Origin of the sequence: Bacillus sp. RC251 (assembly GCF_044908765.1) — a bacterium.
In the GTDB taxonomy this organism is placed as follows: Bacteria; Bacillota; Bacilli; order Bacillales; family Bacillaceae_G; genus Bacillus_A; species Bacillus_A wiedmannii.
Genome location: NZ_JBIYDP010000006.1, coordinates 56,925 through 71,216 on the forward strand (window position 1 = coordinate 56,925; position 14,292 = coordinate 71,216).

The following is a 14,292-nucleotide window of genomic DNA, read 5'->3' on the forward strand; positions in this document are numbered from 1 at the left end:
AGGCTATTCAAAAACGAGCCTCCTTTTTCTTTAGTACAAAGATTTTGTCATATTATTCCGAATAATTTCAAGAGATTTCGTTACAGTTAATGCGTTCTTTTCTTCAATTTCTGGTTTACGGGGGATCGGTTTATACATGTTGTCTGGATCTTCCCATGTGAGGGGAAGTTCTGTTTCAGCTTGTCCTTTCCAAGCGTCAATCCATTCTGGAGGGAGATAACCTGAGATGTTTTGGATGTTGTTCATTTCGAGCCAAATGAGTGCCCAAGCTCTTGGGACGACGCGCCAGTGGTCATAGCCACCACCGCCGACAGCGATCCAGCGACCTTCGCAATATTCATTAGCGATTTCACGAGCGAGCTTCGGTATTTCACGGTAAATATTCATCGTGGCGCAAAGGTGTGTAAGTGGGTCATAATAATGTGCGTCAGCGCCATTTTGCGTTAAAATAATATCCGGTTTAAAGTATGCGGCAACTTCTTTTACTACAGTTCGATATGAATTTAAAAACGATTCGTCTTCTGTAAAGGCATCGAGTGGAACGTTAAAAGAATAACTATAGCCATTACCTTGTCCGCGTTCATTTACAGCACCAGTTCCAGGGAATAAATAACGCCCAGTTTCATGTAGTGAAATGGTGCATACGTTAGGATCGTCGTAAAAAGACCACTGTACACCATCACCGTGATGAGCATCTGTATCAATATATAAAACACGTAAACCGTATTTTTTCTGTATATATTTCATTGCGATGGAACTATCGTTATAAATACAAAAGCCAGATGCCTTGCCGCGGAAGCCATGATGTAAGCCACCGCCTAAATTAAGCGCGTGTTTTACTTTCCCGGAAAGAACAGCGTCGACAGCAGTTAACGTACCGCCAACGAGTAATGCGCTTGCTTCGTGCATATTTGGAAACATCGGTGTATCTTCTGTTCCGAGTCCATATGTCATCGCAATTGATTTTTCTAACTTACCTTCTCCAGCACGTTTTACCGCATTTATGTACTCCTCTGTATGAACGTAGGCGATCTCTTCATCTGTAGCCATCCGTGGTGAGATGACTTGGGAGGGAGAGATAAAACCGCCCTTTTGTAATAAATCATACGTGAGTGTGACGCGCAGTTGGTTAAAAGGATGATCAGGGCTAAACGAATAGCCCCGAAAGTCATCCGAATAAATAAATGCGCTACTCATGCTTGCATCCCCATAATATTCGGCCATAATACGCGGTAGCCTTCTGCTTCAAGTGCATCAATCACTTTTAGCGGATTCATCGTTTGAATGCGGAAAACGAGTACTTTATCATTCTCATCTTTTGCTGGATAGACGAGAACGCTCACGATATTTATTTGCAAATCACTAAAAATAGCAACGACTTTTCCAAGAATACCAGGTTCGTTTTTTACTTGAATTTCAATTTGTGAACTCGGTTGATGTGCTCCTGTTAATTTCACTAACGTGTGCAGTACAGTAGATTCAGAAATGATTCCAACTAGCTTGCCAGCCTTTGTAACAGGGAGACAGCCAATTTTATTTTCAAAAAATAAAGTAGCAATTTCTTCAACGAAATCGAGAGGATGGCAAGTCATAACAGGATGTTTCATAATAAGTTCAAGTGGTTGCTTCAGCATATCGAGTGAAACTTGTTCATCTAAAATAGACGGACTTGCATCTCTTACATCCCGATCAGAAATAATGCCTACGACATGATTATTTTGATCGACAATTGGAATGTGCCGAATGCCTTTCGTGCGTATCGTTCGGATTGCTGTTTCGATTGTATCGTTTGGATGTAGTGTCACTACATCTTGATTCATAATTTCTTCTACAATCATTCCAGTTGCCCCCTTTATTAGTACATAAAACGATTGTGAAAACGTAGACGATCAAATGCTTGAATAGAATCTGTATCAACGCGTTTACCGATGCGGACCATTAAACAGTTAGCGGGATGCGAACAAATTTCAGGATCATCTGTAGCCATCCATTGTAAGCCACCAGCATTCATCATCTTTTCCATTACTTTTCGGTATTCCCAAACATTTAAGCCTGTTTGTTTTAAATCCCAGTGCCAATAATATTCAGTCGTCAATATAATGCAATCTTCCATATAATCGTCCATCATTGAAACTTCTAATAAGTTCTTTCCGACAGCGCAACCACGGAAGGCTGGGACAACTTCAATCGCCCCGAGTTCAATTAAGTTTTCCATTTTTCCTTCTGACCATCGTTCAAGTGGATCGGGATATAAGTATGTAACATATCCAACAATCGTTTGGTCATGTCTAGCAATAATGAGACGAGCTTCTGGTAATTTAGAAATTTCGACAATTGCTTTATATTGCTGCTCGGCAGGACGAAACGCAACTAAATCGGGATGAAATTCATACATTTCTAAGTTATGTGTAGAGACAGGACCTTCAATAATTAAAGTGCCTTTCGCTGTTTTTAAGTTTCTAGCATTATATATTTTTTTATGAATCAATGTATTACTCACCACCTTGAGGGTTTGTGAATCTATTAATATCGTACTTTATAATATATGCGATGTGAATCGAAATTTGTCATTAAAAATTTGTCTAAAAATCAACAAAAATACTGAAAATTTTAAATAATGTCATTATAATAGATAATAGAATACATAGGAGGGGGATGTAAAGTATGAAAGTAGAAACGCTTCCTGTCATTAAAGGAGAAAATAATTTGCCGAATTATGATGAGGCATACGCGAATTTTAACTGGGAAGAGGTTAATAAAAACTTTACTTGGAATGAAACAGGCCGAGTAAATATGGCGTATGAGGCAATTGATAAGCATGCGAAATCCGATCGTAAAAATAAAGTAGCCCTTTATTATCAAGATGGATCGCGAAAAGAGAAGTATACATTTAAGGAAATGAAGGATTTTTCTAATAAAGCAGGAAATGTCCTGAAAAATTACGGCGATGTAGAAAAAGGCGATCGCGTTTTTATTTTTATGCCGCGTTCTCCAGAATTATATTTTGCCCTTCTTGGTGCAGTGAAATTAGGGGCAATCGTTGGTCCGCTATTTGAAGCATTTATGGAAGGCGCAGTTCGCGATCGTTTAGAAGATAGTGAAGCAAAGGTATTAATTACAACACCTGAATTGTTAGAGCGCGTACCATTAAATGACTTACCAGCTTTAAAGACAGTCTTCCTTGTTGGAGATAATGTAGAAGAAGGCGGTAAAACGGTAGCGTTCAATCCTTTATTTGAACAAGCTTCAAAAGAATTACATATTGAATGGTTAGGCCGTGAAGACGGTTTAATTCTACATTATACGTCTGGTTCTACTGGTAAACCAAAAGGTGTGCTTCATGCGCAAAATGCAATGGTGCAGCACCATCAAACGGCGAAATGGGTATTAGATTTAAAAGAAGACGATGTATATTGGTGTACAGCTGACCCAGGCTGGGTAACTGGAACAGCTTACGGTATTTTCGCACCGTGGTTAGTTGGGGCATCAAATGTTGTTTTAGGTGGCCGCTTTAGTCCAGATGCGTGGTATGAAGCACTGCAAGATTACGGTGTAACAGTTTGGTACAGTGCGCCAACAGCGTTCCGTATGTTAATGGGAGCTGGACAAGACGCAATTAAAAAATATGATTTATCACAAGTTCGTCACGTATTAAGCGTTGGTGAACCGTTAAATCCAGAAGTAATTCGCTGGGGTATGAACGCATTTGGACTTCGTATTCATGATACGTGGTGGATGACAGAAACAGGTGGACAAGTTATTTGTAACTACCCTTGTATGGAAATCCGTCCAGGTTCAATGGGTAAACCAATTCCAGGTGTGAAAGCAGCGATTGTTGATAATGAAGGAAATGAAGTTCCTCCATACACAATGGGTAACTTAGCAATTGGTAAAGGTTGGCCAGCGATGATGCGTGGAATCTGGAATAACCAGCAAAAGTATGAATCTTACTTTATGCCGGGAGATTGGTACGTATCAGGTGACTCTGCTTATATGGATGAAGATGGATACTTCTGGTTCCAAGGGCGTATTGATGATGTAATTATGACGTCAGGTGAGCGAGTTGGTCCGTTTGAAGTAGAAAGCAAATTAATCGAGCATGCTGCTGTTGCAGAGGCTGGTGTAATTGGTATTCCAGATCCAGTGCGCGGAGAAATCATTAAAGCATTTATCGCGCTTCGAGCAGGATACGAACCATCTGATGAATTAAAAGAAGAGATTCGTCAATTTGTAAAGAAAGGCCTAGCAGCTCATGCAGCGCCAAGACAAATTGAATTTAGAGATAAATTACCGAAAACGAGAAGTGGTAAAATTATGCGCCGCGTATTAAAAGCGTGGGAATTAAACTTACCAACAGGTGACTTATCAACGATGGAAGATTAAGAGAGAAAGGTCTGAACGAAATAACGTTCAGGCCTTTCTTTTTTTATGGTATCATAAACTTATATATACGAGTTAAAGGGGAGAAGAAAATGAAAACAGAAAAAGAAAAGATGATACTTGGGGAAATGTACATACCAGCTGATCCTGTTTTGATTCAAGAGAGGGAGCAAGCTCGTATACTAACGAGAAAATTAAATGAAACACCAGAAGTGCATTTAAAAGAGCGTAGCGAAATTGTAAAAGAATTATTCGGAACGACTGGAGATAACATTCATCTTGAATCTTCTTTCAGATGTGATTATGGCTATAACATTCACGTTGGTGAAAATTTTTACGCGAACTTTGACTGTACAATTTTAGACGTATGCCCGGTGACAATCGGAGTGAACTGTATGTTAGCTCCAGGAGTTCACATTTATACAGCAACACACCCGCTTGATCCAGTAGAGCGTATAAGTGGATCAGAATACGGAAAACCAGTTACAATTGGCGATAACGTATGGATTGGCGGAAGAGCAATTATTAATCCAGGTGTAACAATTGGAGACAATGCGGTGATCGCATCGGGTGCTGTTGTAACGAAAGATGTGCCGGACAATGTAGTAGTTGGCGGAAATCCTGCAAAGATTATTAAAAAAATAAAATAATATTTGAACGAAGCGCCTTCCTCGTCTGTATACATTTATGAAAGAATAGATGAGGGAGGCTTTTTTATGTCTAATAAATTACTTCTTGCTTTTGCTTTACTTGGAATTATAGTCGTATTTTCTTGTGGTTTGCTATTACCGATGCCAATCGGATTTAAAGTATCAATGATTACAGCTGGGGTTATGATGATTGTTATGTTTTCAATCATTATTCCGTTTGATAGAAAACATATAGTACGGAAAAAAGGATATAAAATTGATTTTACAAAAACAAAAGTGTATTTTCGCTGGAATGTATTTGATACGATTTCGGCTTGTCTTGCAGTGTATGCATGTATATGTGTGCAAGCATTAAATATTTTAGTTTCAACGGGACAGACAATTCAAAACCCGTATGTTCAATTTTTTACGAATCAATCACAAGTATGGATTATTGTCGCAAGTTGCTATTTAATTTCCCGCATTTCATTAACGTTAAAAGGAATAAAGGAGATCAAAAATTATGGCGCAGATTGGGATTGAGGAGGAACTCATGCTTGCGTATCAAAATGGAGATAAACAGGCGGGAGAAAAACTATATGTTTTGATCAAACCAGCGCTATACACATTTTTATATCGATTTAACCGAGATGAACAATTAAGTATCGACCTTGTGCAAGATACGTTTTTGACGTTAGAGCGTAAGAAACATATGTATGAACTTGAAAAAGGTAAAATAAAAACGTATTTATTTCAAATTGGTTATCGTCTTATGATTAATAAATTAAATAGAAGAAAAAAGTGGCGTACGCTTTTGCCGTTTTTAGTGCCGATCCAGGAAAAAGAATTTTCTCACGAAGATCGGCTCACAGTAAGAGAAGCAATTTTGAAAGTTTCGGAAGAGCAACGAGCTGTCCTTATTCTTTCTTATTATCATGATATGCAGCAAAAAGAAATTGCAGAGATATTAAACATTCCGATTGGAACAGTGAAATCGAGAATCCATAATGGAATAAAGAAATTGAAACAATTGCTGGAGGTGGATGAAATTGAGCGAAAATCCCTTTAAGAGTGAATATAAATTAAGACAGCATTTAGATAGTGACCATGTAGAAGTACCGGACTTTCCAAAAACGGTAAGTCGCTTCGATCGATTAATCGGATTTCTTGGTTCTCCAGCGAAAGATCCTGTGGAGGCGACCATTGGGAATGATTTATCGGTTGTGTTTCATGTATCGTTATTAGTTGGGGTTCCAATTCTGTCTCTTATTACGATACTCTTTGTGACATTGTAAAGGATAGAAATTCGACCTCTATTTGACACGTCTATATAAATGATGGTATAAAGAAAAGTATATGAATAATTGAGCGTGGAAAGGGAGAAGTAGTGATCATTTCCCTGTTTTAGAGAGCTGATGGCCGGTGAAAATCAGCACATAGATGATCGCGAATTACGCCCCTAGAGCATCTTTTTTCGATTGAATTGTATTCAAAAGGGAAAAGACGGTGCTAAGCCGTTATGTAAATAAGGTGGTAGGCTTTTTTGGCCTGCAACTAGGGTGGTAACGCGATAATCAAAATCGTCCCTTATTTCAAGGGGCGATTTTTTTATGTTTTCAACCTTCACGCCAGTAATGAACTTAAAGGAGAGTATGTAGGATATGGGTATTTTACAAGATCTTGAATTTCGCGGTTTAATTAATCAGCAAACAGATGCTGAGGGACTTGAGCAATTATTAGAAAAAGAAAGCGTTAAATTATACTGTGGTTTCGACCCGACAGCGGATAGCTTACACATCGGTCATATGTTACCAGTATTAATGTTACGTCGTTTCCAATTAGCTGGTCACCAACCAATCGCACTTGTTGGCGGTGGTACTGGTATGATCGGTGATCCAAGTGGTAAAAAAGCAGAGCGTACATTAAATACGAAAGATACAGTTGCTTACTACACAGAAAGCATTAAAAACCAACTTTCAAACTTCTTAGAGTTCGAAAACGTGGAGAACCCAGCAACGATGGCTAATAACTATGATTGGCTTGGTAACTTAGATGTAATTTCATTCTTACGCGATATCGGTAAAAACTTCGGTTTAAACTATATGTTAGCAAAAGATACAGTAGCATCTCGTTTAGATACTGGTATTTCATTCACTGAGTTTAGTTACATGATTTTACAATCATACGACTTCTTAAACTTATACCAAAACCATAATTGCCGCTTGCAAATCGGTGGTAGTGATCAATGGGGTAACATTACAGCTGGTCTTGAATTAATCCGTAAATCAGAAGAAGATGCGAAAGCATTCGGTTTAACAATTCCGCTAGTTACAAAATCTGACGGTACGAAGTTTGGTAAAACAGAGGGCGGCGCAATTTGGTTAGACCCAGAGAAAACAACTCCTTACGAGTTCTACCAATTCTGGATTAATACAGATGACCGTGATGTTGTAAAATACTTAAAATACTTCACATTCTTATCTCATGAAGAAATTCTTGAGCTTGAAAAGCAAGTAGCTGAAGCGCCAGAAAAACGTGCAGCACAAAAAGCATTAGGTTCTGAAATGACAAAACTTGTTCACGGCGAAGAAGCATTAGAGCAAGCGATTAAAATCTCAGCTGCATTATTCAGCGGTTCTGTAGCAGAACTGACTGCAAGCGAAATCGAACAAGGATTCAAAGACGTACCATCTGTAGAACGTACTGCAGAAGATACAGTATTAATCGACTTACTTGTAGAAAGCAAAATCTCTCCATCAAAACGTCAAGCACGTGAAGATGTAACGAACGGCGCAATCTACGTAAACGGTGAGCGTACACAAGCATTAGACTACGTTGTAACAGAAAACGACCGCATCGAAGGTAAATTCACAATCATTCGCCGCGGTAAAAAGAAATATTTCTTAATTCGTTACTAATCAGAAACGAATATAAAACAAATAGTACCCCGGATTGTAGGCTGAAAAGTCTATGATTCGGGGTTTTTATGTATAAATTTAGATTGCCTTACGAGTTCTTGTAAATAGAATATGAAGAATTAATACGAGCATATAAAGTAAACTAATAAGCATAACAACAAATGCTGTTGGATGAAATTTTGCCGCATATATAAAGAAATCGATTTGATAAATATCTTGGTAATTTGAAACGGTACCTTTAAAGTAATTCGTAAACTTAGCGCTATATTTCCATTCATCAGGATCATCTATCAAATTACTCCCTTGATACCAATTAATAAGCGCGGAAGTAATAAATAACATACATGCACTACCTAATTGAACCATTTGGTTTATTGTCAAAATGAATCAACCTCCTATTTAATGGTTATTATAGCGTGCATTCGTATTCTTGTAACCTTTTTGTTGTAATCTCCTTTTCGAGTTCATACGAAAATCACATGTAAGCGGTATGATAAATGTATAACAAATAGAAAGGAGTGGTAAAACAAAATGTCACTAGAAGCGCTCATTATTTTTTCTTTGCTAAACGCGGGTCAGCTTGCAGAGAATTCGAAGGTGGATATACATAAAGAGCAGAAAGATGCTTATGTATATGTTCAGAAAGAGGAAAATAAATAACTTTAATATATATAAATAAAAGCTACTCGAAGTAACTGTTTAGTTGTCTTCGGTAGCTTTTTACATTATGAATAAATAGGAATTAATTCTCGCTTGAAATCTTCGTACATTTCAAAGGCAATTTTCATGATTTCTTTGAGTTCTTCGTAACTGTGGTAATATAGCACGGGTACTTTTTCCGTGTCATTTGATAACAATCGTATAAATATGTCCCATGGGTCTCCAGCTCTAACTTCACCGTTATGACATGCCTCCCAAATCAATTCAGCAACACCATATTTTAAGCTGATGTTGAATCTAAAGGTGTAGACATCTTTGTTTTTTACTTCTCCTACAATAAAAAAGTCTTCTTTTTTATTGTAACGAGCTTTATAGCCAAGAGACTCGAATACTTCAATAGCTTTTTGATTTTCATAGTTTTCAAATGTATTTGTTCTATCGGGAAATTTTTCTGATAAGGATTTATATCTTTCTACAAAATCAATTTTCTCAAGTACCTCTTTTATTTCAAGTTCTAAATCATATGCCATCAATTATTCCTCCCTAAACCTAATCTCAATAGCATATTTACCTTTCATTTCTTTCAAATACGTCTCAAAATTTTTCCTGAATTTGTTTCTTTTTTCGTACGTGAAATTGAAGTCTTTGCAAATGTATAATCCGCTTGATACAGTTCATTTTGAAGTATCTTAGTTATAATATTTTCACCAGTAAAATCAAATATGCCTTTTCCATGATATTTGATTTGAAACAAAGGAAAAGCTAACGTAAACGTTAGTTTAAATATCAATCAGGTGTTACATCGAGTACATCCCTAAATAGAATGTCATCAACAGTTACATCGGGACCAAATAGTGCGACATCGTCTGCAAATTTTATTCCTTCTATTTTTCGGCTACTATCTGTGTAACCAATTCTTTCATATCCGCTTGCTTTTAGAGGTGTTTCAATAACTGATATTAATTGAGATTGCAATCTAGTATATTCTTGCTCTGAATCTCCAGTTAAAGTAGGCATCATGCCATTGACATCTTTATTTACAATTTCAAAGGAATTAAGGATAGAATATACATTAGCTAGTTTAGAAATGATAAGATATGTAGTATATTCAACTTCAAACTCACCTTTTACATAACTTGGTAAAGTAATATACCAATCATTTGAAGGGAATACTATGTCGCTATCTCCTTTAATTTTAATATTATTTTTATTACAAAAATCAATTATTTGTTTAGGGAGAGTTAGTTTGATAGAAGACTTTTGTAAATATTCTTCTATATTTTTTTCAACGTAGTATTTTCTTTTTACTTCTTCAATTTTTTTATTTAACATTTATGTCCTGCCCTCCTGATTTATCTGGTCCTTTAGCTCCTTTCAAATCAAAATCAACTTCGCCTAAATGTTTACCTCTTTTATTGAGTTCTTCAAATCTTCCACGTTGAGTATCTACTGAATAATATTTTCTTTAATTTCTTTTGATTTAGCTCCTTCTGGATTTATAAAATCAATAAAATTTTTTAATGTATCAAGTAAAGGAATTCCCATTAAATAATCTCCCTTAATGTTTTTATATAGAATATTTTACCATGCTCAACAGTCGATTTAGTTAAGTTTGGAAATAAATATTTGAGGTGAAAGGACTAAAAGTATTTTATATTTGAAGATGATTTTAAATTTCTTTCAAAGGTATCAACATCTCTCAAAGCGAACTTATCCACATTTAATATAAAAAGCTTACTGAGGTATACAATCAGTAAACTTTTTTATTTAGTATATGTTTATTTATTACATTGAAAGGTGTAAAAGAAGGCGCACTTGCTAAGTTTAGAAACGATGGTTCTAATGTTGTATTAGCATTGAAAAGAAGTGCTAACATTAGATTGAATAAGACGGTATAATGTTTAGATACATGAAGAAATCCGGCTCTTGTGAATCGGATTTTCTTTTTTTATATTTAAGATAAGATTGCCTTTCTTAAATATAAAATTATGAATAGATAGGAATTAATTCTTGTTTAAAATCTTCATACATACCTAAAGCAATTTTTAAAATTTTTTCTAAGCTGTCATAATCGCTAAATAGTACGGGCTTAATTCTAGTATCTGGAGAAATTAAAAGTCTTGAATATAGACTCCATGGACTACCTAATCGTAGTTCATCATTATGATAAACTACCCAAGTAAAATCCAGAACGTTTACTTTAATACCAATATTAAAATAAAATAAATTTTCTTTTTTATCACCTAGTTCTCCAACTTTTAAAAACTTTTCTTTTTTATCATAAACTGATTTATAACCTAGCTTTTCAAGTATTTGTTGAATTTCTTCAATATTGGGATTAGGAATGATTTCTTCGGCATCATAATTTTCTCTCGAAAAAGAAGAAAGTTCTGTGTATCTATTAACAAAGTCAATTTTTTTTAGTGCTGTTTCTATTTCAGGTTTTAATTTTAAGCTCATTATTATTCCTCCCTAAATCTTAATGTTACACCGTATTCTTCAGCTATCTCTTTATATTTTTCTATATTTTTAATGTTTTTATTAGATGCTGGCACCTCTAAAATATAGTCTCCGTTAAGTTTTAGGCCATCTAATTCAGGATACTGATTTGATCTTATTTTAGTGCCAGATGAATATTTATCCCTAAATTCGTTCAAGTAAGTTCTAAATGTTGCCTCGTCTATTTTATGTAAATCTGTAGCTTTCCTTGAAACAATTTCTTCAAAAATTGGGTCATACGAATCCAGTCTTTTGTGATTTTCTAAATGTAATTCATGGTAATCGTACCAACCTTCTTCTCTTGCTTTTGAATTAAATCTATTTCCTCTTGCCATAGGTGAATTTTTTGTCCAATAATCACTTGCCTCTTTCCAATCTAATCTGTCTTTAGGGACTTTCCCCTCTTTGGCTTTTCTATCACAATATTGCTTGTATCTTAATTCTAAATCAGATTCGATAAATTTACCATCTTTTAAAAGATTTTTAGCAGTCTCACTTGAGCCCTTAACTCCACTAACAGAACCACTAGAAGAAGACTGGATTTTTTGAAGAGTATCCTTACCATTTTGAATTGCATTACGCCCAACAAATACACCGTGTCCAACAAGACTAACTCCAGCCGTTGTAGCAGCTGCATCAAATGTAATAGCAATTGGTGATGCTAATCCACCAGTTCCTACTGTTGCGACTAGAGTTAAAAAATTAGAGCCGCCTATGACGGTAAGGCCTTCTAGAATTTCTATAATGGAAGCCGCTCCTGCTATAACATTTCCTATGAACCTTCCCGCTTGATACGTTAACTTGCTTTCTAATTCATCATTATCAGGTGATTCTAATCCAATAACGCTTTCGAAAGCCGCACTGCCAGCGCCTTGAAAAAATTCTTTCATAAATTCCCAAGTACCGATAGCTGTTTTTTCGTACCATGGTCTATTGGCTTCTTGTTCTCGTAAAGCAATTATTTTTTCCATTTCTTTTTTTATTTCAGCTTCACGAGCTTTTTCCTCTGTAATTTGTTGAATGGAAGCTATCCATTCCATATTTAATCCCTGTGTGCTAAATGTTCCTGATACAGGACTAAAACCTTTTCCGCTTTGGACTTCGGCTAAACCTGTCGCAATGCTAGCGGCTAATTGAATCGCTGTATTATAGTTATCGCTAGATGTTTGATTAAATTCATATAGATGTTCTAACTTTTCTTGCAGTTTACGCCTCATGACAGCAAAAAGATTCACCATAGCGTCCATGCCCGAGATCGGCATAGCTTGATTGATTGCTTCCGTACTTGCTATCATTCGGTCAATTTCTCGAATTTGTTCTAATATCTCTTGTTCGATTACATCTGTGGAAGCGACTTGTGATTGAAATTGATTTGGAAATGCATTATTCTGACGGATTAATTCTTCACATAAGTAAATGATTCCTTGTGCTAAAGGACGAAAGGTTTGTACAAAAAATGATTTTGCACTGCTATATGTTTGTCCTTGTAGAACAATATCAACTGCAAAAGCGTCAATCGACTGAATGGCTTGTTCCATGCCTTGAATGGTAGCCGTACATATAGCATTCATGCTTTGTGTTTGGATATGTACTTCTCCTAGATACATGTTTAAACTCATAAATTCCCCTCCTCAACAAGTAAATCATACCAATTTAAGGATGAAAATGTAAATATTACATTTTCTTAAATTTCCGATTCCAGAAGGGTATTCTGAGTTTCTACTTCGTGCAGGATATTGGAGGTACGGTGAGAAAGTAGAAGAAATAAATCGTGAGGAAGTCCTAGCGGATTATGACTGAAAGGTTGTTCTGGAAGATGGTAAGTTGTGTACGGTACTCACTTATAAAGGGAATAAAAAGAAAAGAATGAACTGTTTTGGATAATTCACCAAATAAAAAAAAGTGAACGAGTATGAAAAATATTCGTTCACTTTTTTTACCCTTTATAAATGTAATTCATAATCCCCGTTAATACTGTTTGGTTTTCCAAACATTTCTTCATATAGACTAACATGTTTTGAAAATCCATTTTTTAATGCAAAGTGGTAACCTTCTTCGGTTATAACTTCTTGTAATACTAAACGCTCGAAGCCCTTTTCTTTTGCGAATGTTTTAAACCATTCAAGAATAATACTTCCTTTTCCTTGATTACTTGGTGTAATGCTTATAGCAGCAATTGCTAAATATGTTTTTGGAAAAAACTCACTTCTAAGGTTAATGGTTACTTTAGATGAAATATGTAAAGTATATTTAGAAAACCCTTCAAACAATTCTATTTCGTCTTGTATTATTTCTTCTAATAACAATTTTAATGTTTGAAAGTCATGTATATCAAGAGGAATTTTGGTGAAGTTTTCTTTCAAAATAAGTAGCTCCTTTTAGCATCTGCTTTTTTTGTACGTACCCATTTCTATACACACGCCAGCCTTTTTTATTGTGGCCCCAAACTGGCCCCAATTACATTCTTTTTTATGCCTTATCTTGCATTGTTAAATAAAATAAAAAAAGCCCAGGCCCCTTGATAAACAAGGTTCCTAAGGCTTTTAATACTACTCTTTTCAGAGTACCGAGATTAACGAGAGTAGAACTCTACGATTAATGCTTCGTTGATTTCAGCTGCTAACTCAGAACGCTCAGCGTGACGAGTGTAAGTAGCTTCTAATTTATCAGCATCGAAAGTTAAGTATTCTGGTACGAAGTTGTTAACTTCGATCGCTTCTTTAACAACAACAAGGCTGTTAGATTTTTCGCGAACGCTGATTGTTTGACCAGGTTTTACACGGTAAGATGGGATATCTACGCGAGATCCATCAACTGTGATGTGGCCGTGGTTTACTAATTGGCGAGCTGCACGACGAGTGCGAGCTAAGCCCATACGGTAAACTAGGTTGTCAAGACGAGCTTCAAGAAGGATCATGAAGTTTTCGCCGTGCTTACCAGGCATTTTACCTGCTTGGTCAAATGTGCGACGGAATTGACGCTCAGTCATGCCGTACATGTGACGAAGTTTTTGTTTCTCTTGTAATTGTAAACCGTATTCTGAAAGTTTCTTACGTTGGTTAGGACCGTGAGGACCTGGTGCGTAAGGGCGTTTTTCTAATTCTTTTCCTGTGCCGCTTAGAGAGATTCCAAGACGACGAGACAGTTTCCAAGCTGGACCTGTATAACGAGCCATAGTTGACTCCTCCTTTAAAAATGTTTTTATT

17 protein-coding genes, 2 pseudogenes and 1 other annotated feature are annotated in these 14,292 nt (G+C 36.1%); of the genes and pseudogenes, 8 read left to right on the plus strand and 11 right to left on the minus strand.

Annotation, left to right across the window (positions count from 1 at the left end; genetic code table 11):
- Nucleotides 1–30 precede the first annotated feature (30 nt).
- The 3 genes from acuC to acuA are packed head-to-tail and all read right to left on the minus strand — an operon-like array spanning nt 31 to nt 2,488.
- Entirely contained in the window at nt 31–1,197 is a 1,167-nt protein-coding gene (acuC, locus tag ABH961_RS19255) for an acetoin utilization protein AcuC (protein WP_098048111.1), read from the minus strand.
- Entirely contained in the window at nt 1,194–1,838 is a 645-nt protein-coding gene (locus ABH961_RS19260; RefSeq protein WP_000634566.1) for an acetoin utilization AcuB family protein, read from the minus strand. Before ABH961_RS19260 ends, acuC begins: the two co-directional genes overlap by 4 nt.
- A 17-nt stretch (nt 1,839–1,855) precedes the next feature.
- Nucleotides 1,856–2,488 (minus strand): acetoin utilization protein acetyltransferase AcuA, encoded by a 633-nt coding sequence (gene acuA, locus ABH961_RS19265; protein ID WP_404519825.1) that lies wholly within the window; start codon nt 2,486–2,488, stop codon nt 1,856–1,858.
- Between the two features lie 176 nt (nt 2,489–2,664).
- On the opposite strand from acuA, the gene acsA reads away from it, so the two are divergent.
- The 6 genes from acsA (at nt 2,665) to tyrS (ending at nt 7,927) form a co-directional block, all read left to right on the plus strand.
- A complete protein-coding gene (gene acsA / locus ABH961_RS19270) occupies nt 2,665–4,383 on the plus strand; it encodes an acetate--CoA ligase (protein WP_098681328.1) in 1,719 nt (572 codons plus the stop codon).
- A gap of 89 nt (nt 4,384–4,472) precedes the next feature.
- Nucleotides 4,473–5,030 (plus strand): maltose acetyltransferase domain-containing protein, encoded by a 558-nt coding sequence (locus ABH961_RS19275; protein WP_048544469.1) that lies wholly within the window; start codon nt 4,473–4,475, stop codon nt 5,028–5,030.
- A 66-nt stretch (nt 5,031–5,096) separates the two neighbouring features.
- Nucleotides 5,097–5,552: a hypothetical protein gene (locus ABH961_RS19280; RefSeq protein ID WP_098642626.1), complete on the plus strand. Its 456-nt coding sequence runs from the start codon at nt 5,097–5,099 to the stop codon at nt 5,550–5,552.
- On the plus strand, nt 5,533–6,078 hold the full coding sequence (locus tag ABH961_RS19285) for an RNA polymerase sigma factor (protein ID WP_048544463.1): 546 nt from the start codon (nt 5,533–5,535) through the stop codon (nt 6,076–6,078). The genes ABH961_RS19280 and ABH961_RS19285 overlap by 20 nt, the downstream gene beginning before the upstream one ends.
- Complete coding sequence (locus ABH961_RS19290; protein ID WP_048544462.1) at nt 6,059–6,304, plus strand: hypothetical protein; 246 nt, start codon at nt 6,059–6,061, stop codon at nt 6,302–6,304. The genes ABH961_RS19285 and ABH961_RS19290 overlap by 20 nt, the downstream gene beginning before the upstream one ends.
- A gap of 67 nt (nt 6,305–6,371) precedes the next feature.
- Nucleotides 6,372–6,600, plus strand: a binding site (T-box leader).
- Nucleotides 6,601–6,670: 70 nt separating this feature from the next.
- Entirely contained in the window at nt 6,671–7,927 is a 1,257-nt protein-coding gene (gene tyrS / locus ABH961_RS19295; protein WP_098820836.1) for a tyrosine--tRNA ligase, read from the plus strand.
- Nucleotides 7,928–8,005: 78 nt separating this feature from the next.
- Here tyrS and ABH961_RS19300 read toward each other — a convergent pair whose 3' ends face one another.
- A complete protein-coding gene (locus ABH961_RS19300) occupies nt 8,006–8,308 on the minus strand; it encodes a YjdJ family protein (protein WP_000154636.1) in 303 nt (100 codons plus the stop codon).
- 150 nt (nt 8,309–8,458) lie between these two features.
- Between ABH961_RS19300 and ABH961_RS19305 the strand changes: the two genes are divergently transcribed.
- Nucleotides 8,459–8,587 carry a hypothetical protein gene (locus tag ABH961_RS19305; RefSeq protein WP_000050940.1) on the plus strand — a complete coding sequence of 43 codons (129 nt, stop codon included), beginning with the start codon at nt 8,459–8,461 and terminating at the stop codon, nt 8,585–8,587.
- A 65-nt stretch (nt 8,588–8,652) separates the two neighbouring features.
- On the opposite strand, the gene ABH961_RS19310 is transcribed toward ABH961_RS19305, so the two are convergent.
- The 5 genes and pseudogenes from ABH961_RS19310 to ABH961_RS19330 form a co-directional block, all read right to left on the minus strand.
- Nucleotides 8,653–9,117, minus strand: coding sequence for a hypothetical protein (locus tag ABH961_RS19310; protein ID WP_404519828.1), 465 nt, complete (start codon nt 9,115–9,117; stop codon nt 8,653–8,655).
- A 256-nt stretch (nt 9,118–9,373) separates the two neighbouring features.
- Nucleotides 9,374–9,919 carry a hypothetical protein gene (locus ABH961_RS19315; protein ID WP_048544454.1) on the minus strand — a complete coding sequence of 182 codons (546 nt, stop codon included), beginning with the start codon at nt 9,917–9,919 and terminating at the stop codon, nt 9,374–9,376.
- Nucleotides 9,909–10,010 (minus strand): annotated as a pseudogene (locus tag ABH961_RS19320) (hypothetical protein); the annotation flags it as partial. The gene ABH961_RS19315 and the pseudogene ABH961_RS19320, both read right to left, overlap by 11 nt.
- A 563-nt stretch (nt 10,011–10,573) precedes the next feature.
- Nucleotides 10,574–11,047 (minus strand): hypothetical protein, encoded by a 474-nt coding sequence (locus ABH961_RS19325; protein ID WP_002199161.1) that lies wholly within the window; start codon nt 11,045–11,047, stop codon nt 10,574–10,576.
- Between the two features lie 2 nt (nt 11,048–11,049).
- Nucleotides 11,050–12,705: a T7SS effector LXG polymorphic toxin gene (locus ABH961_RS19330; RefSeq protein WP_107134910.1), complete on the minus strand. Its 1,656-nt coding sequence runs from the start codon at nt 12,703–12,705 to the stop codon at nt 11,050–11,052.
- Nucleotides 12,706–12,757: 52 nt separating this feature from the next.
- Here ABH961_RS19330 and ABH961_RS19335 point away from each other — a divergent pair.
- Nucleotides 12,758–12,970, plus strand: a pseudogene (locus ABH961_RS19335) (hypothetical protein).
- Between the two features lie 59 nt (nt 12,971–13,029).
- Here ABH961_RS19335 and ABH961_RS19340 read toward each other — a convergent pair.
- A complete protein-coding gene (locus ABH961_RS19340; protein ID WP_098078728.1) occupies nt 13,030–13,449 on the minus strand; it encodes a GNAT family N-acetyltransferase in 420 nt (139 codons plus the stop codon).
- A gap of 209 nt (nt 13,450–13,658) precedes the next feature.
- Nucleotides 13,659–14,261: a 30S ribosomal protein S4 gene (gene rpsD / locus ABH961_RS19345; RefSeq protein WP_000135322.1), complete on the minus strand. Its 603-nt coding sequence runs from the start codon at nt 14,259–14,261 to the stop codon at nt 13,659–13,661.
- Between the last annotated feature and the right edge of the window lie 31 nt (nt 14,262–14,292).